Origin of the sequence: Peptoniphilus sp., assembly GCF_034090345.1 — a bacterium.
Classification (GTDB): Bacteria; Bacillota; Clostridia; order Tissierellales; family Peptoniphilaceae; genus Peptoniphilus.
Map to the genome: position 1 here is coordinate 1 of NZ_JAXDSS010000020.1, position 24,918 is coordinate 24,918.

The 24,918-nt window shown below is 30.6% G+C and carries 24 protein-coding genes; 17 read left to right on the forward strand and 7 right to left on the reverse strand.

Going from position 1 to position 24,918, the window contains the following annotated elements; translation table 11 throughout:
* The 14 genes from SOR77_RS01785 to SOR77_RS01850 form a co-directional block, all read left to right on the forward strand.
* Window positions 1–522 (forward strand): substrate-binding domain-containing protein (locus SOR77_RS01785; RefSeq protein ID WP_320635495.1); only part of this gene is annotated, 522 nt, incomplete at its 5' end.
* Window positions 522–1,322, forward strand: a complete 801-nt coding sequence (locus tag SOR77_RS01790) for an ABC transporter permease (RefSeq protein ID WP_320635496.1) — start codon at window positions 522–524, stop codon at window positions 1,320–1,322. The genes SOR77_RS01785 and SOR77_RS01790, both read left to right, overlap by 1 nt.
* A complete protein-coding gene (locus tag SOR77_RS01795; RefSeq protein WP_320635497.1) occupies window positions 1,297–1,995 on the forward strand; it encodes an ATP-binding cassette domain-containing protein in 699 nt (232 codons plus the stop codon). The genes SOR77_RS01790 and SOR77_RS01795 overlap by 26 nt, the downstream gene beginning before the upstream one ends.
* Window positions 1,982–2,713, forward strand: a complete 732-nt coding sequence (locus tag SOR77_RS01800) for a Rossmann-like domain-containing protein (RefSeq protein ID WP_320635498.1) — start codon at window positions 1,982–1,984, stop codon at window positions 2,711–2,713. The genes SOR77_RS01795 and SOR77_RS01800 overlap by 14 nt, the downstream gene beginning before the upstream one ends.
* A 330-nt stretch (window positions 2,714–3,043) precedes the next feature.
* Window positions 3,044–4,378 (forward strand): chromosomal replication initiator protein DnaA, encoded by a 1,335-nt coding sequence (gene dnaA / locus SOR77_RS01805; RefSeq protein WP_320635499.1) that lies wholly within the window; start codon window positions 3,044–3,046, stop codon window positions 4,376–4,378.
* A gap of 157 nt (window positions 4,379–4,535) precedes the next feature.
* Complete coding sequence (gene dnaN, locus SOR77_RS01810) at window positions 4,536–5,624, forward strand: DNA polymerase III subunit beta (RefSeq protein WP_320635500.1); 1,089 nt, start codon at window positions 4,536–4,538, stop codon at window positions 5,622–5,624.
* 8 nt (window positions 5,625–5,632) lie between these two features.
* Complete coding sequence (locus tag SOR77_RS01815; protein ID WP_320635501.1) at window positions 5,633–5,833, forward strand: RNA-binding S4 domain-containing protein; 201 nt, start codon at window positions 5,633–5,635, stop codon at window positions 5,831–5,833.
* Window positions 5,830–6,888: a DNA replication/repair protein RecF gene (gene recF, locus SOR77_RS01820; protein WP_320635502.1), complete on the forward strand. Its 1,059-nt coding sequence runs from the start codon at window positions 5,830–5,832 to the stop codon at window positions 6,886–6,888. Before SOR77_RS01815 ends, recF begins: the two co-directional genes overlap by 4 nt.
* 23 nt (window positions 6,889–6,911) lie before the next feature.
* Complete coding sequence (gene gyrB, locus SOR77_RS01825; RefSeq protein WP_320635503.1) at window positions 6,912–8,834, forward strand: DNA topoisomerase (ATP-hydrolyzing) subunit B; 1,923 nt, start codon at window positions 6,912–6,914, stop codon at window positions 8,832–8,834.
* A gap of 14 nt (window positions 8,835–8,848) precedes the next feature.
* Window positions 8,849–11,266 carry a DNA gyrase subunit A gene (gyrA, locus tag SOR77_RS01830; RefSeq protein WP_320635504.1) on the forward strand — a complete coding sequence of 806 codons (2,418 nt, stop codon included), beginning with the start codon at window positions 8,849–8,851 and terminating at the stop codon, window positions 11,264–11,266.
* 2 nt (window positions 11,267–11,268) lie between these two features.
* Window positions 11,269–11,577, forward strand: coding sequence for an STAS domain-containing protein (locus SOR77_RS01835; RefSeq protein ID WP_320635505.1), 309 nt, complete (start codon window positions 11,269–11,271; stop codon window positions 11,575–11,577).
* Window positions 11,578–11,931, forward strand: coding sequence for a hypothetical protein (locus tag SOR77_RS01840; RefSeq protein WP_004819635.1), 354 nt, complete (start codon window positions 11,578–11,580; stop codon window positions 11,929–11,931).
* Between the two features lie 2 nt (window positions 11,932–11,933).
* Window positions 11,934–12,722 (forward strand): SigB/SigF/SigG family RNA polymerase sigma factor, encoded by a 789-nt coding sequence (locus SOR77_RS01845; RefSeq protein WP_320635506.1) that lies wholly within the window; start codon window positions 11,934–11,936, stop codon window positions 12,720–12,722.
* A 12-nt stretch (window positions 12,723–12,734) separates the two neighbouring features.
* A complete protein-coding gene (locus tag SOR77_RS01850; RefSeq protein ID WP_004819637.1) occupies window positions 12,735–13,376 on the forward strand; it encodes a transporter associated domain-containing protein in 642 nt (213 codons plus the stop codon).
* A 93-nt stretch (window positions 13,377–13,469) separates the two neighbouring features.
* On the opposite strand, the gene SOR77_RS01855 is transcribed toward SOR77_RS01850, so the two are convergent.
* Genes SOR77_RS01855 through SOR77_RS01875 form a run of 5 tightly spaced genes read right to left on the reverse strand, consistent with a single transcriptional unit; the run spans window position 13,470 to window position 17,523 of the window.
* Complete coding sequence (locus SOR77_RS01855; RefSeq protein WP_320635507.1) at window positions 13,470–13,841, reverse strand: thioesterase family protein; 372 nt, start codon at window positions 13,839–13,841, stop codon at window positions 13,470–13,472.
* A gap of 15 nt (window positions 13,842–13,856) precedes the next feature.
* Window positions 13,857–14,975, reverse strand: coding sequence for a 2-hydroxyacyl-CoA dehydratase family protein (locus SOR77_RS01860; RefSeq protein WP_320635508.1), 1,119 nt, complete (start codon window positions 14,973–14,975; stop codon window positions 13,857–13,859).
* 4 nt (window positions 14,976–14,979) lie between these two features.
* Entirely contained in the window at window positions 14,980–16,248 is a 1,269-nt protein-coding gene (locus SOR77_RS01865) for a 2-hydroxyacyl-CoA dehydratase subunit D (RefSeq protein WP_004819643.1), read from the reverse strand.
* 15 nt (window positions 16,249–16,263) lie between these two features.
* Window positions 16,264–17,055 carry an acyl-CoA dehydratase activase gene (locus SOR77_RS01870; protein WP_320635509.1) on the reverse strand — a complete coding sequence of 264 codons (792 nt, stop codon included), beginning with the start codon at window positions 17,053–17,055 and terminating at the stop codon, window positions 16,264–16,266.
* Between the two features lie 39 nt (window positions 17,056–17,094).
* Window positions 17,095–17,523 carry a VOC family protein gene (locus tag SOR77_RS01875; RefSeq protein ID WP_004819647.1) on the reverse strand — a complete coding sequence of 143 codons (429 nt, stop codon included), beginning with the start codon at window positions 17,521–17,523 and terminating at the stop codon, window positions 17,095–17,097.
* Window positions 17,524–17,855: 332 nt separating this feature from the next.
* On the opposite strand from SOR77_RS01875, the gene SOR77_RS01880 reads away from it, so the two are divergent.
* Complete coding sequence (locus SOR77_RS01880) at window positions 17,856–19,370, forward strand: hypothetical protein (protein WP_320635510.1); 1,515 nt, start codon at window positions 17,856–17,858, stop codon at window positions 19,368–19,370.
* 166 nt (window positions 19,371–19,536) lie between these two features.
* Here the strand turns inward: SOR77_RS01880 and SOR77_RS01885 are convergent, their stop codons facing one another.
* Window positions 19,537–21,090 carry an acyl CoA:acetate/3-ketoacid CoA transferase gene (locus SOR77_RS01885; protein ID WP_320635511.1) on the reverse strand — a complete coding sequence of 518 codons (1,554 nt, stop codon included), beginning with the start codon at window positions 21,088–21,090 and terminating at the stop codon, window positions 19,537–19,539.
* Window positions 21,091–21,138: 48 nt separating this feature from the next.
* Window positions 21,139–22,278: an acyl-CoA dehydrogenase family protein gene (locus SOR77_RS01890; protein ID WP_004819660.1), complete on the reverse strand. Its 1,140-nt coding sequence runs from the start codon at window positions 22,276–22,278 to the stop codon at window positions 21,139–21,141.
* A gap of 403 nt (window positions 22,279–22,681) precedes the next feature.
* Here SOR77_RS01890 and SOR77_RS01895 point away from each other — a divergent pair, with 403 nt between their 5' ends.
* On the forward strand, window positions 22,682–24,097 hold the full coding sequence (locus tag SOR77_RS01895; protein WP_320635512.1) for an FAD-binding oxidoreductase: 1,416 nt from the start codon (window positions 22,682–22,684) through the stop codon (window positions 24,095–24,097).
* Window positions 24,098–24,120: 23 nt separating this feature from the next.
* Window positions 24,121–24,918, forward strand: a 798-nt coding sequence (locus SOR77_RS01900) for an acyl-CoA dehydrogenase family protein (protein ID WP_320635513.1), incomplete at its 3' end; no start/stop codon positions are given.

Here is a 24,918-nt window from a genome sequence, read left to right on the forward strand (position 1 = left end):
TTTATAGTCGGTTCAAAACCTACTTATGATGCAGCTGTTGAAAAAGGTCTTGCAAATGAATCTGTACCTGTAGCTCACCACACACCCGTGATAATTACCCAAAAAGGTAATGAAAATAACATAACCGGCTTAAAGGACTTAAATCAAGATGGTATAAAACTCGCTCTAGGGGATGCAGAAGCAAATGCCATAGGTAAAACTTCAGTAAAAATGTTCGAGAAAGCAGGTATAACTGACTATGAAAAAAATGTAGTTGTTAAAACAGCAACTGTAAACGAACTTTATCAAGCTATTAAGACAGCTTCTGTAGATGCTGCCATTGTAACTAAAGATTCTGCATTTGGAAAAGATGACTTAGAAATAGTTGAAATTGAGCCTGAATTCTTAATAGACCAAGTTATTTCAATAGGTACTTTGAGTACAACTGAAAATCAAGAACTTTCTCAAAATTTTATAAACTTTATAAAATCTGATTCCGGAAACAGTGCCTTTGAAGAATTTGGATTTAAAACTATAAAATAATGGATTGGTTATTTGAGAGAGTATCGAAAATACTTGTTATTTTTTCGGTACTCTTTATTATCACACCTTTTATTTTTATAATTTTTGAAGGTTTCAATTTCATAATATCTCTTCCGTTTCCACAAGAAATTGTTTTTTCAATTAAATTATCATTAAAAACTTCTATCTTGGCAACTTTTATAGTTTCCCTAACTTCGGTTATAATTTCACGAAAAATACATTTCAGTTCTAAACATAGAGAAATTTTAAATTATGTATATGCATTTCCTCTCAGTATGCCTCATTTGGTAAGTGGACTTGCTCTTATAACGCTATATGGTCACAACAATTTAGGCAAGTACTTGGAAATATTTAATATAGATTTCGTCTACACACCATCCGGAATAGTTCTTGCACTTTTTTTTATAAATTTACCATATGCAATAATTTTTCTAAATTCTGCTGTGGACTCTGTAGACGAGAGCATATTTTTTACAGCTAACAATCTTGGACTAAACAACTTTAAGGTGTTTATACACGTCTTAATTCCACTTATTAAACAACATATCATAACTATGGTGCTATTAATATTTTCAAGATGTCTTGGAGAATTTGGAGCTGTTATGATGTTGGTTGGGGTTACGAGAATGAAGACTGAAACCCTTGCAACTTCTATATTTTTAAATATGACCACCGGAGATTTTGATGTTGCCTGTGGAGTTGCAATAATCTTAATGTTAATAAATCTATTTATAAATTTAATGATTAAAATAATTGTAAAAGAGAAAAGTGTGGGTGATAAAAATTTTTACTATAAATAATCTAAATCTTAATTTAAATGGCTTTAGTTTAAAAAACATATCTTTAAAATCCGATGCCAAAAATATTGTAATTTTAGGTCAGAGCGGAGGTGGAAAAACTGTTTTTTTAGAAACTATAGCTGGAAAATATCATCAAACAGGAGAAATAATACTAAATAATAGACATTTAGAAAGTGTACCATCCTATGAAAAAAATATTTCTCTTGTATATCAACATTTCAACTTGTTTCCATTTTTAAATGTGTTTGAAAATATAATTTTTGCCCCTAAAATTTTAAAACAAAATAAATGTTTATACACAATTGAAGCTGAAAACCTGCTTAAAAAATTAAATATCTATTACTTAAAGGACAAACCTGTGCACAATCTATCAGGTGGCGAAAAGCAAAGAGTATCACTTTGTAGAGCTCTACTAAAAAAACCTGATTTACTCTTATTAGATGAGCCTTTCAGTGCTCTTGACTATATAAATAAAGACTCTGCTAAACAAATAACCAAAGATATAATTTCAGAGCTTGGAATTGTAAGCATTTTAGTTACACACGATATTGAAGAATGTAAATGCTTTGCAGATGAAATTTATTTTATGAAAAAAGGTGAACTTTCAGGCAAATTTTCGCCTGAAAGTTTTAATAAAATTATAGAGGAGAATAGAATTCATGAGTATATATAAAATTTTGATGAATTATTTTTTAAATTTGATATCTGAACATAATCTTGATGATGAAGAAATATTTGTTTCTCTAAAATCTTTAACTGAAGAAGAAGCTATAGGTATAACCAAAAGAAAAGATTTTCCTCTACTTAATGGAAAAGAAGTTTTAATTGAGGCAAATTTTAAAAATTCACTTGGACAAGCTTTTACAAGTTCACGTTCTGCACTATCTATTAAATTATCCGATGTAAGAAATTTAGATATAGAAAATAACAATTATGACATTGCCATTTTTATATCTATTTTAAATTCAGTTATGAAATACTTAGGATTGATATCAAATACCGTTCACTGTAAAAATGAAGATCCTGAATTATGTGCTGAACAAATAGCTAATTTTTTAAGTGCTGATTTATCTAAAAACATACTTTTAATCGGCTACCAACCAGCTTTTATAGATAAACTTTCATCAGCCGGATACAATCTTAGAGTTTTAGATTTAAATGTAGACAACATAGGAGAATTTAGATATGGAATCAAAATAGAAGATGGCAATTTATTTAAAGAGGCAATAAGTTGGGCCAATATAATACTCTGTACAGGTTCTACTATAGGAAATAGAAGTATTATGAACTTCTTAAATTTAGAAAATAAAGAAGTATATTTCTACGGAACTACAATTGCAGGCCCTTCTAAAATTTTAAATTTAAAAAGACTTTGTTTCATGTCAAATTAATATTTTTTATTATAGATACACTTAAAACAAGTTTATAAGCCTTTTGACTTGTTGATAAGTGTATTTTTTTTTGTTAAAATATATGTGGATAAATTTTTGTGACTGTTTATATTAAAATTGTTGTTTATAAGTAGGGTTATCCACATTTTGTTGATAGAATGTTGATAAACTCTATTTTTTAAACTTATTTTGTTTAAATAGCTATATTCCAGTGGTTATTTTTTCCACAACCAATAATATTAATTTAAAATTAATCAATATATTATCTACAATTGTGTATAACATTATACATATTTTTTTATCAACAAATACTTTTCAACAGGAGGAATTATGGACCCACTATTCAACTTATGGAATAGAGTTATGAGTGTTCTTGAACGTCAATCCATGAGTCAAGTTTCATTCGATACTTGGTTTAAAGATATGAAACTAAAAGATATCGATGAAGACAATAAAATCTTCTATGTTTTAGTTACATCGGACTTTATAAAACATAGGATTGAAAACAATCCTTCACAACTAAGAACTCTTAAAAAATGTATAAAAGACGTAATGGATGAAGATTATGACGTTAGAATCTTAACCGGTAATGAATCTCCGGTTAAAACACAATCTGATAACTTTTTACCTGAATCTAGATTAAATCCAAAATATGTCTTTGAAAATTTCGTAGTAGGCAAGAGCAACGAATTTGCTCATGCAGCAAGTCTATCAGTAGCTGAAAACTACAAAGATCCATCAATGGCGCATTCAAATCCGCTTTTCTTATATGGTGGAGTAGGACTTGGAAAAACACATTTAATGCAGGCTATTGGACATTTTATAAATCAAATGGACTCGTCTAAAAAAATTCTGTATGTAACAAGTGAACAGTTTACAAATGAGCTGATTAACTCAATTCAAACTAATAAAAATGAGCAATTCAGAAACAAATACAGAAAAGTTGACCTCTTATTAATAGATGATATCCAATTTATAGCCGATAAAGATAGAACTCAAGAAGAGTTTTTTCATACTTTTAATGAACTACACGGCTCAAATAAACAAATTGTACTCACATCAGATAAGCCCCCTAAAGAAATAAAAGCTTTAGAAGAACGTTTAATATCAAGATTCGCATGGGGTCTTGTGGTTGACATACAAGCTCCGGATTTAGAAACTAGAATTGCAATATTGAGGTCTAAAGCTGATTCTGAGGGATATGATGTACCTGCAAATGTAATAAATTTTATAGCTGAAAATGTAAAAAGTAACATAAGAGAATTAGAAGGTGCTCTTTCTCGTGTAATGGCATATTCTAAACTGACAACCGGTGTAATAACCGAGCAAACTGCCGCAATAGTTCTTAAAGATATCTATAATACTAAAAAAGAAAAGGTAATAGATGTAAATTTAATAAAAGAATTTGTAGGTAAACACTACCATGTCACAGTAGATGAACTAAATTCTAAGAAGAGAACTAAAAACATAGCTTATCCAAGACAAATAGCCATGTATATAACAAGAGAACTAACAGAACTGTCTCTTCCAAAAATAGGTGAGGAATTTGGCGGACGCGACCATACAACAGTAATACATGCATATAATAAAATTGAAAAAGATATGGATCAAGATACATCTTTTAAAATAAGGATAAATAATTTAATAAAAGAGATTAAAGAATAGTTGTTGATAAGTGAATTTTAATTTAAATGTTATCAACATGTTATTAATTTAAATTTTTTCGATGTTTTAATGATAAATCGACTTATACACAAATTAACAAGCCCTACTACTATTATTATCTATCTAAAATATAATAGGGCATTAAAAAGGAGACTTTATGAAACTCAAAGTAAGTAGAAAAGAATTTGTAAAAGCTATACAAATTGCTCAAAGAGCAATATCTCTTAGAAGCACAATTCAAATCTTAGAGGGTATACTTTTAAAGGCTAAAGATAATGAAATAGTTTTAATTTCTTCTGATACTGAAATAACTATTAAGACTTCAATTACTGCAATTGTTATGGAAGAAGGAGAAATAGTAGTAAATTCGAGATTATTTGGAGATATAATAAGAAAATTTCAAGGTGAGACAATTGATATAAATTTAGATGGAACTTCAATGAACTTAAAATGTGAAAAATCAAATTTTAACATTCAATGTCAATTACCTGATGAGTATCCAATGTTACCTATAGTTGAAAAAAATAATACATTTAATATTTCGTCTCAAGAACTTAGCGATTCAGTTAAGAAAACATCTTTTGCAGTTTCTATGGATGAAACAAGAATGGTATTTACAGGTGTCTTAATGGATTTAAGCCCTACAAAGATAAATTTTGTAGCTCTTGATGGATTTAGAATGTCACTTAAAACAGTAAATAATCCTAATGAGAATACAACTTCAGCAATTATTCCGGCTAGAACTTTAAATGAACTTGTAAAAGTTTTAGAAGATGAAGATGTGAATGTATGTATTTCAAGAAATATGGCTCTTTTCAAAACTAAGACTACAGAAGTTTACACAACTCTTCTAAGTGGTGAATTTTTTAAATACCAAGGTCTTATAACTGAATCTCATACTACAATTTGCACTGTGCAAAGAGCAAATTTACAATCGGCTCTTGAAAGAGCAAGCTTGCTTGCCAAAGAAGATAGAGCAAATCTTGTAAAATTTGAAATTGAAGATGGATTTATAAAAATATCATCTAATTCTGAAATAGGAAATGTTGAAGAAATTGTGGAATCTGAAGTTGAAGGTGGAAGTTTAAAAATTGCATTTAATTCAAAATACTTATTAGATGGAATAAAAATTATGGAATCAGAAGAAGTCAGACTTTATTTCACAGACTCGGTTAATCCTTGCATAATAAGAGAAGATGATGAAGATTATCTATATCTAGTACTTCCTGTAAGACTTGCAAAGTAGGTAATGAAATGAAAAATGGATATATCAAATTAGATTCTTTCTTAAAGTACAAAAACTTGGTTGGAAGTGGTGGAGAAGCCAAGATGTTAATACAAGAAGGACTTGTAAAAGTTAATTCTGAAGTAGAGAAAAGACGTGGTAGAAAACTTGTAAAGGGAGATCGTGTTGAGTTTGATTCAGAAGAATTTATAGTAGATATGGTAGAATGAAGATAGACAGATTAGAACTTACTAATTTTAGAAATTATCAAAGTTTTGAGATAGAACCTAGCGATGGAATAAATTTAATATTAGGTAGAAATGCAATAGGAAAGACAAACTTATTAGAAGCTATATACTTTATAACAGTTGGAAAGAGTTTTAGGACTTTAAAAACCAATGAAATGATAAGATTGGGAGAGAACTCAGCTAATATAAGAGCTACTGTAGAAAGTGGAGGATATTCAGATGAGCTTGAAATAATATTAAATTTAAATCAGAAGAATGAATATATAATGAATTTGGATTCTATAAATATAAAAAACTACACTGGGGATTTTTCGTGTGTAATATTTTCACCAAATGATCTAAATATGATAAAATTATCACCTGGTGAAAGAAGAAAATATATTGATTCTTTAATAGAAAAAATAAGTCCTGTATATAAATATAATTTAGCTAAATATAGAAAAATACTTTTTGAAAGAAATAAACTATTAAAGAGGCCTGATGAAGAATTACTAAAAGTTTATGACTTTCAGCTTGCGTCGTATGGTGTGAAGATACTTTTTGAAAGACTTAAGTATATTAAGGAAATTGAAGAATTTGCAAAAAATCACTATGCAAGACTTTCTCAAGGTTCTGAATTAAAAATAACTTATCTTTCAACTGTTAAATTTTCAAAAGATAAAATGGAACAAGCGTTTATGAAAATTTTGTTGGAGCAGAGAGAAAAGGATTTTGAAAGTAGATTTACAACTGTAGGACCACACAGAGATGATTTAGATTTTAAAATAAATGAAATGTCTGCAAAAAGTTTTGCGTCTCAAGGTGAAACTAGAAGTATAGTGCTGGCGCTTAAACTTGCCGAGATGGATGTTCTTGAGAAATTTAACAAGAGAAGACCAATATTACTCTTAGATGATGTGTTTTCAGAACTTGATAAGACAAGGGCTATGTATCTTTCTCAAAGTTTAGATAATATGCAGACTTTTATAACTAGCACAAATTTGAATGAAGATAGTTTTTTTATTGATTCAAATAAAATTAACGTAGAACGACTTTAAACTGTTATGAACAGGAGAATTAAATGGAAAAGAATAAACAGAATTATGGAGCTGAAAACATACAGGTGCTTACCGGTCTTGAGCCGGTAAGGAAAAGACCGGGTATGTACATAGGCTCTACAGGTTCAAAGGGACTTCATCATTTAGTATATGAGATAGTTGATAACTCAATAGATGAGGCTCTTGCAGGAAGATGTAGTGAAATTACTATAGAAATTGAAAAAGATGGAAGTGTATCTGTAAGCGACGATGGTAGAGGTATACCAACGGATATACATCCTCAAACAAAGAAGAGCACTGTGGAAACTGTACTTACGATACTACACGCAGGCGGTAAATTTTCTAATGACGCCTATAAAGTGTCAGGAGGTCTACACGGGGTTGGTGTGAGTGTAGTTAATGCTCTTTCAACTAAACTTACAGCAACTGTAAAAAGAGAAGGAAAGATACATCAACAAACTTTCTCAAGAGGTATACCTACCTCAGAATTAGAAGTGATTGGTAAAGTAGCTGAAAGTGATACAGGAACTAAGATTTCATTTAGTCCTGACCCGGAAATATTTGACACTTTAATTTTTGAATGGGATATCTTGTCTAAGAGATTTAGAGAAATGGCATTTTTAAACAAAGGTGTTAGAATAAATTTCAGAGACCACCGAGAAGAAAAAGTCAGAGAAGAGGTTTATCACTATGAAGGTGGTATAAAATCTTTTGTTGAATACATCAACAGAAAAAAGACACCTATACACAGAGAAATAGTATATATAGACCAAGAAAAAGATAAGACATTAGTTGAAATAGCTATACAGTATACTGATGCATATTCAGAAAATGTAATAAGCTTTGCAAATAATATAAATACTGAAGAGGGAGGAAGTCATTTAAGCGGTTTCAGGTCTGCTCTTACAAGAACCATTAATGAATATGGAAGAAAGTATAATATCATAAAAGAAAAAGAAGAAAATCTATCCGGAGATGATGTAAGAGAAGGTTTGAGCGCTGTAATAAGTGTAAAACTTCCAAATCCTCAATTTGAAGGTCAAACCAAAGCTAAACTTGGAAATTCTGAGACAAGGGGAATTGTGGATTCTGTAGTTTCAGATGTATTGACAGATTTCTTAGAAGAAAATCCTAAAGTCGGTAAACTTATTTTAGATAAGGCTCTTTCAGCGAGAAGAGCAAGAGAAGCGGCAAGAAGGGCAAGAGATCTTTCAAGAAAGAAAAATATGTTGGATGCAATGCCACTTCCGGGAAAACTTTCAGATTGTCAATTATCGGATAACGAAAATACAGAAATTTTCTTAGTCGAAGGTAATTCTGCGGGGGGTTCTGCAGTAGAGGCAAGAGATTCTGTATTCCAAGCTATACTACCTCTTCGTGGAAAGATTATGAATGTAGAAAAGGCAAGACTTGATAAGATGTTGGCATCAGATGAAATAAAAGCCATGATAACAGCTTTTGGTACTGGAATTGGACAAGATTTTAACATCGAAAATCTTAGATACAATAAAATTGTAATAATGACCGATGCCGATGTAGACGGTGCGCATATAATGACATTGTTATTAACATTCTTCTTTAGATATATGAGACCTCTTATAGAACAAGGACATGTTTATGTTGCACAACCTCCTCTATTCGGTATTTTAAAGGGGAATAAACCTTTGAAATATGTATATGACGAGTTAGAACTTAAAAAGTCATTAGAGGAACTTGGAAGAGATAAAAAATATGATATTAAGAGATACAAAGGTCTTGGTGAAATGAATGCTGAAGATTTGTGGGAAACTACAATGGATCCGGAAAAGAGAGTACTTTTAAAGATAGATATAGAAGATGCTGTTGAAGCAGATGAAACATTCTCTATACTGATGGGTTCTGATGTAGAACCAAGACGTGAATTTATTGAAGAAAATGCACTTTTTGCAGAAAACATAGATGCATAATTTAGGAGATATATATGACAGAAACTAAGAATGGAATAGTTGAAGTAGACTTAAATGAGAAAATGAGAAAGTCATATCTCGATTATTCCATGAGTGTAATCGTGGCAAGAGCTTTACCTGATGTAAGAGATGGTTTGAAGCCTGTTCACAGAAGAATTATATATGGAATGCAAGTTTTGGGATTGGTTCCAACAGGACAATTTAAAAAATCTGCAAGACTTGTAGGAGATGTAATGGGTAAGTTTCACCCTCATGGTGACAGCTCAATATATGATGCAACGGTAAGGCTTGCTCAAAGTTTTAGTACTAGATACCCTCTTGTAGACGGACAGGGAAATTTTGGTAATATAGACGGATATGGCGCAGCTGCTATGCGTTATACAGAAGTCAAGATGTCAAAACTTGCCCTTGAAATGTTAAGAGATATAAATAAAGAAACTGTTGACTTTGTTCCGAATTTCGATGAAGAAGAAATGGAACCGGTTGTGTTACCATCAAGATTTCCAAATTTACTTGTAAATGGTTCAAATGGTATAGCTGTAGGGATGGCAACAAATATGCCTCCTCACAACTTGGGAGAAGTTATAAACGGTGTAATTGAATACATTGATAACAATGACATCACAATTGATGAGCTAATGAAGACCATAAAGGGTCCTGATTTTCCTACAGGTGCTCAAATTATGGGTCGTGATGGAATAAAGAAAGCTTACCAAACTGGACGTGGAAAAATTCAAGTAAGAGCAGTAGCTGAATTTGAAGAAGTAAAAAATAAGACGCGAATAGTTGTAACAGAAATACCTTATCAAGTAAATAAATCAAACTTGATAATGAAGATGGCACAACTTGCCAAAGACAAGGTAATAGATGGAATAACTGCAATCAGAGATGAATCATCTCGTAAAGGGATAAGAATTGTAATAGATCTTAGAAGAGATGCAAATCCTAATGTTGTTTTAAATAAGCTATATAAAAATACTCAAATGCAAACAACATTTGGTATCATAAATCTTGCTCTTGTTGGCGGAGTTCCTAAAGTTTTGAATTTAAAAGACTTGATAACATACTATGTTGATCACCAAATAGAAGTGGTTTCAAGAAGGTCTGAATTCGATTTAAAGAAGGCAAAGGCAAGAGCACATATTGTCGAAGGATTAAAGATAGCACTAGATAACATAGAGAGAATAATTCAAATAGTTAGAGGATCTAACAATGACCAAGAGGCAAAAGATAAATTTTTGGAAGAATTCGGACTTTCAGATGCACAATCTCAAGCTATATTGGATATGAGAATAAGACGTTTAACAGGTCTTGAAAGAGATAGGTTAGATGAAGAATACAGACAACTTTTGGAAACTATCGAATGGTTGACAAAAGTATTAGAAAACCATGATGTACTTATGGGAGTAATAAAAGAAGAACTTGTTGAGGTAAAAAATAAACATTCAGACCTTAGACGTACAGTCATAAAAAATTCTGAAGGTGATATAGAAATTGAAGATATTATCAAAGAAGAAGATGTAATAATTACTCTAACTCAAAGTGGATATATAAAGAGAATGCCTGAGGGAACTTACAAACCTCAAAAGAGAGGTGGAAGGGGGATATCTGCTACAACTCCAAAAGACGGAGACTTTGTAAGTGATTTATTCATAACATCAAGCCACGAGTCAATCTTATTCTTTACAACAAGAGGAAGAGTATACAGACTTAAAGCTTATGAAATACCGGAGAGCTCAAGACAATCTAAAGGTACTCAAATAAGAAACTTGCTTAACTTAGAACAAGATGAGTCAGTTGAATCAATAATTCATGTAAAAGACTTTGATCCAAATTTAAATATTGTAATGGCTACAAGAAGTGGTATAGTTAAGAGAACATCATTTGAAGAATTTAAAAATATCAGAAAATCAGGACTAGTTGCTATTACTTTAAAAGATGGAGACTCAATAGTTTCAACTAGAATCACAAAAGGTGATGAAGAGATTATGCTTGTTACTAAAGACGGTATGAGTATAAGATTTAAAGAAACGGACATAAGAACTATGGCAAGAACTGCTATGGGAGTAAAGGGAATAAGCTTAAATAAAGATGATGAAGTAGTCAGTATGGAAATTGCAAGCGATGATAAGCTTATGTTAGTAATATCTGAAAAAGGATATGGAAAATTAACCCCTATGTCTGAATACAAGGTACAAAACAGATCCGGTAAAGGTATAATAACTTATAAAGTAAAAGAAAAGACAGGAAAGCTTGTATCTGCTAAAATAATGGAAAGTAATGATGATATTATGATGATAACTTCTAAAGGTATTATCATAAGAATTCAAATTGAAGGAATTTCAGTAATGGGTAGATCTACATCAGGTGTTAAGCTTATGAATATAACCGATTCAGATGTAGTTGCAGTTGCTAAATATATAGGAGATTAAAAATGGCTTTTAATATAGAATTTGAAAGAAAAGAAAATTTAAAAGTAATTCCGATTGGAGAATTGGATATAACTACTACTTCACAATTTAAAGAAGAAGTTATACAAAAATATTTAGAAGAAAAATCAAATATAATTATAGATGGTTCAAAACTTGAATATATAGACTCAACAGGGTTAGGAGCTTTAATTTACATTCTCAATCAATTAAAAGAAGACGGATTTGAAATAAAAGTTGAAGAAGTAAAACCATCAATCAAAAAGTTATTTACAATAACAAAACTTGATACTGTTTTTAAAATGGGTGAGTAAATGAAAGTTATAAAATTAAATATACCTAAGGAACCACAATTTTTTAGTTCGGTAAGACTTTTGACTTCTGGACTACTTATGAGCTATCAATTGGACTTTGACCAAATAGAGGATGTTAAAGCAGCTGTGAACGAAGGACTTAACATAGCAATGAAACATGATTGCTCATTGGATATTGACTTGGAGTACAGAATTTCAGAAGAAAAAGTTGAAATAGAAATTTCAGGATTTTGTCCAAATGTCACAGATGAAACAAGTGAAGAAACAGAACTTGCTAAGACAATAATAAATTGTTTAGTTGACGAAAGTAGAATAGAAGAAGATAAACTTCAACTTATTATAAATTTGGTTTGAAAATGAATAGAGAAGAATATTATAAATTAAACAGAAAACTTACAAAAGAAGAGCGAAGGGAACTCTTTAAAATCTACAAAGATACTCAAGACCCTGATATAAGAGATATTCTTATTGAAGAGCATCTATATATAGCAGAAATTCTTTCTAAAAAGTATGCGGGAAGAGGTATAGATTACGATGATATATACCAAGTTGCATCAATAGGTTTGATTTATGCGATAGATAGATATGATTTGAGCAGAGGATATGAATTTTCTTCTTTTGCAACACCTACAATAATAGGGGAAATAAAAAAATATTTTAGAGATAAGGGTTGGACAATAAGAGTCCCAAGAAGAATTCAAGAGTTATCTAAGAAGATAAATCTTGCAAAAAATACACTGGCTCAAAAATACCAAAGAATTCCAACTGTTGAAGATATAGCTGAATATTTGAATTCAACTCCTGAAGAGATATTGGAATCCATAGAAGCTTCAAAAGTGTATTCACCTCAATCATTAGATGTAGTATATGATTCAAGTGGGGACGATAAAGAAATAAATCTTTCAGATTTTATTGGAGAAGAAGAAAAATATTTCGACAAAATAGAAATAAATGATTTACTAGAAAAGGCGATGGTAGACTTAAATGAAGTTGAAAGGACAATATTGATTGACAGATATATGAACAAGAAAACTCAAGTTGCCATAGCTAAAAAGTTAGATATATCACAAATGACAGTATCTAGAATAGAAAAAAAAGTATTGAAAAAAATGCAAGCTGAACTCAAAAAAACAATGCAAGTATAAGAGGAAACTAAAATGAACAGGAGAAAATTTTTACTCAAGCTCAACAGAGTTGTCTTTTTATTTGAAATAGTAATATCTATATTACTTATGATAGGAATACTCATATCGGTACCTGATATATTTAAGTACTATATAAATATACTTGGTAGTGGAGCTATAGAGAGTATAGAATTATTTAAAAAGTTTTTATCACATGTATTTTTGTTGGTAATAGCTATGGAGTTTATACTTTTAATGGTTGCTCATAATGATACTACAATAGTCCATCTGGTAACACTTGTAATAGCGAGAAAAATGTTAATATATACAGAATCTTTATCTGATATTTTAATAGGTGTAATCTCGCTTGCGGTATTGTTTGTAATTAGAAAGTATTTAATTCAAACACATATGAGTTCGGAGTTGATTTCATTAGGAAATAATAAAGTATTTTCAGCATCATCGCCAATAACCAAGATAAATGAGGTATATAATTACAGTATAGACTCAAAAGGTGCTGAAACTTTAGGTGGTCTTGTTTCTAAATTACTTTCAGAAAAGGGAGAAGATTTAGAAGTTGGAAAGATGTTGGATGATGGAAAATATATTTATGAAATACAGAAAATACATGATGAGGGATTGATTGAAGAGATTTCGATACACATTTTAAAATAAGAATTTAATTTTTCGAATAAAACCAAAAAAGATTTTGTATTTTCACAAAATCTTTTTTGGTTTAATATTGAGTGATTTATATTGAATATATCTTTAAATGCTATTTAAAAATTTATCTAAGTTAACTTTGTATCTTGTATGCATTGCCTTTCCAATAAGTTTGTCATTATCAAAAGCTTTTACATCAAATACATATTTTTTACCACTTTGTTCAACCAGTTCTGCTCTGCATAAAATTTTATTTCCAATTGGTGTTGGAGCAAGATGATCTAAATTTATATTAGTTCCAACTGAAACTTCTCCACTATCTAAATCTTCTTCCATCAATTTTATACAAGTTCGCTCCATTAATGCTACTAAAAATGGAGTTGCATAAACAAATACTGATTTATTTCCTACAGCATCAGCTGTATTTTCTTTTGTAACAATTTCGGTAAGTTCTTGTGTACTACCTTTTTCCAGCATTTTAATCTCCTTATATTAGAGAGTTTCTACAAGAGTTTGAAGTCTTGTGTTAGTTTGTTCAAAAGCTGTCATTTCTAAGTCAATTTCAATTAGTAAATTCTTTATGCCAGCTTCTTGGAACTCTCTATAGTATACAGGGTAGTCAAATTCTTCAGGATCGCAGAATTTCATCATACATATCAATACAGCATCGGCATTATATTTTTTCGCCATATCAATTAGCATTTGGCCTCTTAATTTTTTAGTATCAGTTGCAAGAGCACATCCTTCTAAATTTTGCCACAACTTAGCAAGTCTTAAAAGAGGTTGATCTCCTTCAGGTACGTCATGTCTAAATTGTCTTGATTCTTGAGCTAAATCATCTGCAACAATAGCTATTTTCTTATCTTTAAATATTTGAAGTATTTCTTCAGGTTCTATCATAATACCAGTTGCTATAACTTTATAGCCATCCCATTCTTCAATAGGTAATTTTTTAATTTCAGATATTAGTTCTTTAACTAATTTAGTATGTTCTGATTTTTCCATAAACCATCTGGACTTAAATACAATATGTCTTTGAATAGGGTCAATTATATTAGGATATTGACCAGCTAGGTCTGAAAATTCTCTCATGACTTTTCTATTTTCATTGTAAATTTCAATACTATTTGTTATGGATTCATCAGATATTTTTACATTTAATATCTTTTCTAATTTATCTTTTAAGATTTCATATTCTGTAACCAAAAATTTATTTGCAGATTCTAATTTTCTGTTTTGAGGATGAGTAAATACTATAACAGGACTTTTACCCTTCCATTTTTGACTCATACATTTTAGAGTATCGCACGGTACAGAAAATACAACTGCATCTAAGTCATCATAGGCACCTTCTATTTGAAGTTCCATATTAGTTTGCATTATTGAACATGCAAAAGGAGGTAAATAAATTCTTGCTTTAGATACTTCTTTTTGTGCACCCCAAAGTCCCATAGGTAGAAAACCTGCAGCATGAATAATTTCTTCAGGTGCATATAATGGCATGACACCTACAACGCCTTTTCCTGTTTTTTCTTTATATTTTTTAACTGTTAGTTTAGGATCTTTAGAAACTTCATCCAATAAATTTATTATTTCATTAATTTTGTTCATTATTTCAACCCCTCATTTTTTTATTGGCAGACATCATCTCAGTAAGAGTTTGTATTCTGTTATCATATTGTGCTTCTGAGAAATTTCTAGGATCAGTTTGATCACCATCAAAACTAACATATGGAAGATTATTTTCTTTATTTAAAATTTCAGCTGTCTCAACGTTTAGAAGACTCATCAATTTACAACTTCTATTTAGATGGTATGCGACCCCATCACATTTACCGTTTTTAATGATTTTTCTCAATACATCAACTTTATTGTCAAGGCAAGTGTTTATATATATTCTCGTATAAGCTTCTGCCATTGAAAGCATATCTCCAGGTGTGTATTCTAAGTTCCAAAGTCCAGGATAAGCAGAGCCTGTCATTATTGAGCCATAGCCTTTAAGAGTCTTAAAAGTGTGTCCTAAATATGGCCAAATAGCTATACCTTCCCAAGTAATTCTGGATTGTTCTCCAGCCTTGTAAGGATACACTCCATTTTGCATATTTTCTTCAAGTTCATCGGCAAATTTTTTAAAAGTTAATTCAGCATAATTTTTACTTCTTGCACAAACTATAAGAGCCATATAGTTAAATAAATCAAATCCATTTAGAGGAGACGGTTCATATTTAGAAAGTGCAGCAAGTCTATTCCATTGAGCAACAGATCTTTGCGTTTGCTCTTGAACTTCTAAAAATTTATCATAGTCAAAATCTTTTCCTGTTATTTCTTCAAGTTGTCTTATTGCTTCCTTAAATTGGTCAGCAATATATTCTTTAGAATACTTAGGAATAGGCATAGTATGATTAAAAGGAACGTCTATAACTATACAAGGAATATTTAATTCTGCAGCTAAATTTTCATACCATTTTAGTAAAGTGTTGCATATATTATTGCAAGTTATTACTAAATCAGGTAGAGGAACATCTGCAGCAGGAGATTCTTCAAGTTCTTTAGGCTTCACTCCTGTCTTAGCATATTCTTTTAAAAGTTCCATATATCCTAAGTTTACTCTGGCATAAGAACATATATCTGTATTATAACCTTTTCTATCAGCAACATCTAACATAGCTAAAGAGCCTTTTCTAGCACCTATACCGGCTGCGTGAGTTTCTGGATAAACTAATGCGATATCCATGGTTACACAAAATTCAGATGGAGCTACAGAGGCTGACCAGCAAACTAATTTTCCATTTTTTTTAGCTTCACGTGCTTCTTCGTCAAGTTTGTTTTGAAAATATCCAAGCATTTCTTTAGCTTTCATATTTGATATATCTATAGTATTCATATTCACCCTTCTATTCTATAAATTTTTATTCGCCTCTTCATAAGCAAATAAAGCAGCACCTATGGCGCCTGTCATTTGTGGGTGAGGAGCTATGGTTATTTCTTTTTTTAATTCCTCTTGGAGCGCTCTAACAACACCTTGGTTTTGAGCAACTCCTCCACATAAAACTATTTTTTCCTTAATTCCTGTACGATATAAAAGACCACAAACTTTGTTAGCAGTTGAATTATGTACACCGGCTAATATATTTTCCTTAGATATGCCCTTTGATAGCTGAGAAATAACTTCAGACTCAGCAAAAACGGTACAAGTACTACTTATAGCTACCGGACTAGTTGATAATCTATCATATTCACCCATTTTTTCTAAAGGTATTTCTAAAATTTTAGCCATGACTTCTAAAAATCTGCCAGTGCCGGCGGCACATTTGTCATTCATGAAAAATTGTAGAACTTGACCTTTATCATTAACTGAAATAGCTTTTGTATCTTGTCCACCTATATCTAAAATAGTTCGAGCTTCAGGCACTAAAAAGTTAATACCTTTTGTATGACAAGTTATTTCACTTATTTGTTTATCGGCAATATCAAATGAAAATCTGCCGTAACCTGTGACAACGATTTTAGATATATCATCTAAAGTTAAATTATTATTTGAAAGAAAGGACTTAGCTTTTGCAGTAGCAATTGTTGGCCCACTTGTACCGGTTCCAGATTGTACTACAATATTTCCGATAATTTTTATTCCATCTTCAAGTATTATGATTTTAGATGATGTAGAACCGATATCTACTCCCATAGTGTACATATCAATATATCTCCTTTAAATAAATGTATTAGATTTTATTTAGAATTTATTATATTCTCTATCAATAGGATTTATAGTTTCAACAAATTCTACCAATATCCCACTATTGTACTTAGGTCTTAGAAAATTAACTATTATATCGCTTGTACCTGGAACAGCTTCACGCTCAAGCATTTGTAATCCCTTTTCTTCGTACTCTTTTCTAACTGCTTCAACATCATCAACTTCAAAGGCAATATGCGCTATACCACCTTTTCCATTATTAAAATCTTTTAAAACACCTGCTTCAGGAATGATGAATTCTATAGGACTTGAATGATCACCGGATTTTGTAAAAATTAATTTTGCTTGGTAAGCATCTACATGACCTTTGTAATCGATTTCTAAACCTAGTCTTTCAATCATTTCATAAGCTTCTTCAAGTGTAGGAAGTACAATTCCCACATGGTGCATTCTCATTGGTTTCATATAACTTCAACTCCTTAAAATTTGAAGAAAAACGATTGTCTAATGTATAACATATTGGGATTTGATTTATTTCAGAATATTTTATACAATTTAATCTCAATATAATTATAGATTTGGATAATTGAAAATGTTTTTCTCTCTTGATATAATTTTACAAAAACATCAATGGCTTTTAAATCGTCATAGTATGCCCGATGTTGAACAAAAAATTCAATTTTGAACAAAAAATTCAATAAATTCAAATGATAATTTAAATGAAAAAGTTTATGCTATATACAAGATAAGTTATTGAAAGGAATTTTGTTTCTATTTGTAAGGATAGGAGTTATGTTATGAATAAATATTCACCGGTTTTAAAAAAAATGATTGATTTTACTAATATTAAATTAATAGTACTTGCAAATGAATTAGACTATGATATCTCATACATAAGCAAGTGGTGTAATGCTTCTAAATTACCATCTCAAAAATACATAAGAACAACAAATAAAAAAATAAGTGAGGTATTATCGAGGGAAATTTTTGAACAAAACAAAGTATTAGATTTTTTTCTGGAATTTGATATAAAATTACCGGAAAATTCAAATTATCTAGAAGATTCAAAATTCATTGAAGAAAAGATTAATAAAATACTTATGAAAGAATATAAAGATTCTATTAAAAATTATGACAGTGTAGAAAACAACACCAGAATGGTAATAGGCAATAGCAATATAAAACTATTTTTAAGTGATGTAATACAAAAACAAAACTTAAAAAATGAAGAAGCTTTTACAGATTTATTAATAACCATGGATTTTATATCAGATGGAGTAGAGTATATTTTAAACTTGATAAGTGAAGTTAAAAATATAAATATAAAAATAGGTCTTGATGTTGATGATTTAGAAGGAGAAAAATCAGAAAAACTTAAAAAACTATATCAACTGTTAAATGATAAATCCAACCTGAATGTAACAATGTATAAGAATAGTGAATTCAAATACTTTAATGCAATAATAGCAAAGAATAATTTTGTGATAAACTATTCTCTTGATAAAAATAAAAAGATGGAAATAATATCTTATTCAAATGATGAGGAAGAAGTTGATAAAGCTTATAAAATTTTAGCTGCAAAATTTAAAAATGAAAATATCCTAATGAAAAATGTAAGTAGTCTTGAAATGAATAGGAGTGGCTATCGAACGGATTTTTATACAGATAATCACTTTAATATGTTCTGTTGCTATGGGTTTGAATTTTTATTACCATCCGAAATAATTGAAGACATTGCAAAAAAAGAATGTGAAAATATTAAAAAGAGAGAAAATAAAGATTTCAATGTATTGGAAAATATGTTACAAATAAAAAAACTTCAAATAGAGTGGGAAGAAATTTTTCATGAAAGAAATATAAATTTCTTCATACCTAAAGTTTCTCTTTATAAATATATACAAACGGGAAAATTAGTATATATAGATACAGAATACACCATGTCAATAGAGCAGAGAAAAGAACATTTTTTCAATGTAATTAGACTGATGAAGAAGAATAAAAATATAAAAATATATATTATAGATGGTGAAAAAGTTAGTGGTGACTTTAAAGAATTCAACATTGGAATATATTTAAATCAAAAGAAATTTTTTATAAAGAATTATGCAAGGTTTTTTAAAAATTTAGAGCCGTTTATACATACTGTAATTGATAAAAACTTAGTTGATGGCGTAAATAAATTTTTAGAAAATTTAAAGAATGGAGATAATTGTAGAGAATACACTGTTGAAGAGCTTGAAGAAAAATGGAATAATTATGGAAATATGTTTTTAAAAATTATGGAAATTTCTTCAGAGAATGTAGAAGATTAAATTTTATATCGCTTAAAAGGAGAGAGTGTCAGAATGGATAAGTTTCTGACACTCTTTTTGTGATTGATACATTTAATTTCACGTTAATAGGCTAATTAATATTTTATGAATTTTACTTCAATTTGAATTTTTAGGATAAAGTAATTTTAATTTTAATTTTAATTTTTTATTTCAAACCCATTGGTTTGTCTATAAATATTCTTGGATCCATAAATTTAAGATTTTTATCAATTATAGGCTCAAATTCCATTTGGTCTAATATATCTTTTTGTAGATCTACTCCCGGGGCGATTTCAACAAGTGTTAAACCATCTTTTTTTAATTCAAAGACACATCTCTCTGTTACATATAAAACAGGTTGAGAAACACTTCTTGCATAGTCTCCAGAAAAAGTAATTTGTTCAACATCTTTTCTGAATTTTTTAACTTGTCCTTCTTCTAAGATGTTTAATTTTCCATCTTTTATTTCTGTTTTTAATCCTTTAGTTGTGAAAGTTCCACAGAAAATAACTTTTTTTGAATTTTGCGAGATACTTATAAATCCTCCGCATCCAGCAATTCTAGTACCAAATTTTGATACATTTAGATTTCCATGAGAATCTGCTTGAGCAAGTCCGAGATAACATATATCAAGACCTCCTCCATCATAGAAATCAAATTGGTAAGGTTGATCAATTATTGCATCTGCATTTATTGACCCACCAAATCTTGGTCCTGATTGAGGAATACCTCCAACAGGTCCTGATTCAACCGTTAAAACTATGTGGTCACTTATATTTTCTTCTGCTGCAATGTTTGAAACAAGTTCAGGTATGCCTATACCTAAATTACCAACAAGGCCAGGAACAATTTCCATAGCACCACGTCTTGCTATTACTTTTTTTGCATTTAGAGGTATATAAGCATTATAATTTTTTTCAGCGATTCTTGTGTTACCTGCAAGTTCCGGTTCATAGTCTATACCGTAAGCTTGTTGTTTTAGGGAAGGTTCTTGTATTTCAACTACATAGTCAACACAAACACCGGGTATTTTAACAAGTTTAGGGTCTAAAGAACCATTTTTAACCACTTTGTTTACTTGAACAATAACTTTTCCACCACAATTGTGAACTGCTTGTGCAATTGATAAAACTTCTGTAGGAACTACTTCCAAGTCCATAGAAATATTTCCTCTTTCATCAGCAAAACTTCCTTTAATTAGAGCTATATCAAAATGCATAGCTTTATAAAAAAGTCTTTCTTCTCCACCAATGTTTATGAGTTCAACTATATCTTCTGTGGTGACATCATTTACTTTACTACCTTCTTTACGAGGGTCGGCAAAAGTATTTAGTCCAACATGAGTTACAACTCCAACTTTTTTTCCGGCAACATTTCTTAACATTTGTGCTAGAGCACCTTGAGGAACATTATAGCCCTTGATCTTATTAGCTGCCATCAAATCCATCAATTTGGGTGCTTTATTGAAATGACCTGCAATGACTGTTCCTAAAAGACCTTCGTGTGCTAAATGGTTTACTGATTTGCCATCACCGTCACCTTGACCGGCAACATAAAATAAAGTTAAATTTTTTGGACTATTAGTTTCTTTAAATCTTTTTTCTACTCCGGCTTCTAATGCTTCGGGGTTTGAACAACCAACGAAACCTGATGTTACGACAACATCATTGTCTTTTATTATCGAAAGAGCTTCTTTGAGATTTGTAAATTTGGGTATCATAATCTGCCTCCAATTATAGGATATATTTTTATAACCTATATATAATAATTATCTAAAAAGACTACCGCTTATAATAAGCTTTTGTATTTCGTTAGTGCCTTCATATATTTGAGTGATTTTTGCATCTCTCATCATTCTTTCAACATGATAATCTTTCATGTATCCATTTCCACCCAAGAATTGAACTGCTTGAGTTGTAACTTCCATAGCTGTATCTGTACAAGTAAGTTTTGCCATAGCTGCAGGGATAGTATATGGCTTATGTTCAGTTTCTGCTTGAGCTGCTTTATAAAGTAATAGTTCAGAGTATTCAATTTTAGTTCTTAGCTCAGCCATTTTGAATGCAGGATATTGTTGAGCACAAATTGGTTTACCAAATTGTTTTCTATCCATCATATATTTTCTGGCGATTTCAAAAGCGCCTTTTGCCAAGCCTAAACCTTGAGCAGCAACACCAATTCTACCACCATCAAGAGTAGCCATTGCAATCTTAAATCCTTGTCCTTCTTCACCAAGTAAATTAGAAGCAGGAACTTTTACATCCTTTAAGAACATTTCACTAACCTTAGCAGAACGAATGCCCATCTTATCTTCTATATGACCAACACTTACTCCTTCCCAAGAAGTTTCAATTACAAATGCTGATAATCCTTTAGCGCCTTTTTCAGGTTCAGTTAAGGCAAATACTATGTAATAGTCAGCTAAAGGCCCATTTGTTGAAAAACATTTTGAACCGTTAAGAATATAATTATCACCTTCTTTTTTTGCTATAGTGACACAACCGCCGGCATCTGAACCGGCATTAGGTTCTGTCAAGCCAAAAGCTCCTATAGAAGTCCCATTAAAAACAGGTGGAAGATATTTCTTTTTAATTTCTTCACTACCATATTTAAAAATAGGGAAAGCGTAAAGGGAAGCATTAACTGAATATGCAATACCAATAGAACCATCAACTTTTGAAAGTTCTTCAACAGCTATTGCATATGATATATAATCTCCACCTTGTCCACCATATTCTTTAGGATATTGAATACCATTTAAACCACATTTTCCAAGTGCTTTAAATTGTTCTATAGGAAACTCACTTTTTTCATCTCTTTCCATAACACCAGGTGCTATTTCCTTTTCGACGAAATCTCTCATAGCTTTTTGAATTACTAACTGTTCATTTGTTAAATTAAAATCCATAATTGTTCCTCCTACTTTTTTAATTACAACATAATAAGTAATTATCTACATGAATAACTTAAAACGTTTTCTATAACATACGATAAATAATTTTGCGTGGAATAAAAACAACTTAAATATGACCTAAGTTGAATAAAAGTTCAACAAGTTCAAAAAACACAAATTTTTTGTGAGATTTTGTGATAACAATTTATTTTGTTAAAACAAATAGAAATTTGATTATTACTTGATTTATTTGATAAAGAACAATAAAAAACTCATAGAAAACATAGCATAAAAAACCTCTATAAATTAGTCAAATACACAATTTGCAGTTTTTTTTAAATTGACAAAGAAATTTAAAAACTATATTATTATCACAAAATTAAATTAATTTTAGGAATTAAGAAGTAGGAGGAAATTTATGAATAGAGAATACAATGCTGTTACAAATGAAATTAAAGAACAGATTAAATCCTCTGTTGAAGGAAAAGTATATGTTGGAAATGAAATAAATGAAGATTTTTTTCATGATGAGATGCCTATTTATGGAGAAGGTATACCTGATGTGGTGGTAAGACCTAAAAATACAACTGATGTTGCAAACGTTGTTAAAATATGTTATCAAAACAATTTGCCAATTGTACCAAGAGGTGCAGGAACCGGACTTACCGGAGCAGGGGTAGCCATTAAAGGCGGAGTAATGATAGATTTAAAATCTATGAATCAAATTTTAGAATATGATGATGACAATTTTGTAGTTAGAGTACAACCAGGTGTTTATTTAAATGATTTGGCTCAAGATGCTCTTTCAAGAGGATATATGTACCCACCGGATCCGGGTGAAAAATTTGCTACAATAGGTGGAAATGTTTCTACTAATGCAGGTGGAATGAGAGCTGTAAAGTATGGAACTACAAGAAATTATGTAAAAGAAATGGAAGTTGTGCTGCCTACAGGAGAAATTACAAGATTTGGAGCAAATGTTGCTAAAACTTCAACAGGATATTCTCTTATAAATTTAATGATAGGCTCTGAAGGAACGCTTGGAATAATTACAGAGTTGACTTTAAAACTTATAACAGCACCTAAAGAGACAGTGTCTTTAGTAATTCCATATGAAAACTTAGATGATTGCATATCAACTGTTCCTAAACTATTCAGAAGTAATTTAAATCCACAGGCCATAGAATTTATGGAAAGAGAAATAGTATTGACTTCTGAAAGATTCATAGGTAAAAGTACTTTTCCTAAAGAATTAGAAGGAATTGAAATAGGAGCATACCTATTAGTGACATTTGATGGTGAAAATAGAGATATGTTGGATGATATAGTAGAAAAAGCTGCAGAAGTTGTAATAGAAGCTGGAGCAATAGATGTTTTAGTAGCTGATACGCCGGCAAAAATAAAAGATGCATGGGCGGCAAGATCATCCTTCTTAGAAGCAATAGAAGCAGAAACAGAACTATTAGATGAATGTGATGTAGTAGTACCTATAAATAAGATTGCCAAGTATATAAACTTTGTAAATAGAGAAGGAGAAAATTACGATTTCTCTGTAAAGAGTTTTGGGCATGCAGGAGATGGAAATTTACACATCTATGCTTGTTCAAATAGTATGGAAAAAGAGGAGTTTATGAGACAAGTGCATGAATTTATGACTGTTATATATCAAAAAGCTTATGAAATGGGTGGACAGATATCCGGAGAACATGGAATAGGATATGGAAAGAAAGAGTATCTAAAGCAGTTTGAAGGCGAATTAAATGTAAATTTGATGAGAGAAATAAAGAAGGCGTTTGATCCTAAATTTATTTTAAATCCAAATAAAATAATTTAAATTTGAGAGGGGAGAAATAAAATATGGCATATTTGATTTCAGAAGAAGCAAAGGATTTGCTACAAGATGTTAAAAATTTTTGTGAAAAAGAAGTAAAAGAACAATGTAAAGAGTTTGATAGAACAGGTGAATGGCCGGAAGAAATATATAATAAGGCAATAGAACAAGGATATTTAGCATTGGAAGTTCCAGAAGAATTTGGCGGACCAGGGCTTTCAAGAGTTGATGTAGCAGCACTAATAGAAGAAATGGCAAAGGCAGATGCAGGTTTTGCAACTACTGTTTCAGCCTCAGGACTTGGAATGAAACCGGTTTTAATTGCAGGAAATGAAGAACAAAAGAAGTGGGTTTGTGACAATGTACTTGAAGGAGGAATAGGAGCTTTTTGTCTAACAGAACCTGGTGCAGGAAGTGACGCAGGCTCTGGAGTTACAACTGCAATTCTTGATGGGGATGAATATGTATTAAATGGAAGAAAGTGTTTTATAACTAACGGAGCAGTTGCATCATTCTATTGTGTAACAGCTATAACTGATAAATCTGTAGGTTCAAGGTCTATGTCTATGTTTTTAGTACCTGCCGGAACAAAAGGATTATCTGCTGGAAAAGAAGAAGATAAGATGGGAATTAGAACTTCAAATACTTGTGATGTAGTATTTGAAGATTGTAGAATTCCTGCAAAAAATTTAATTGGAGAAGTTGGAAAAGGTTATTCAATAGCCATGCAAACTTTAGACCAAGCAAGAGCTTGGATGGGATGTATCGCAGTTGGAATTGCCCAAAGAGGAATAGATGAGGCTTTTAAATATACAAATGAGAGA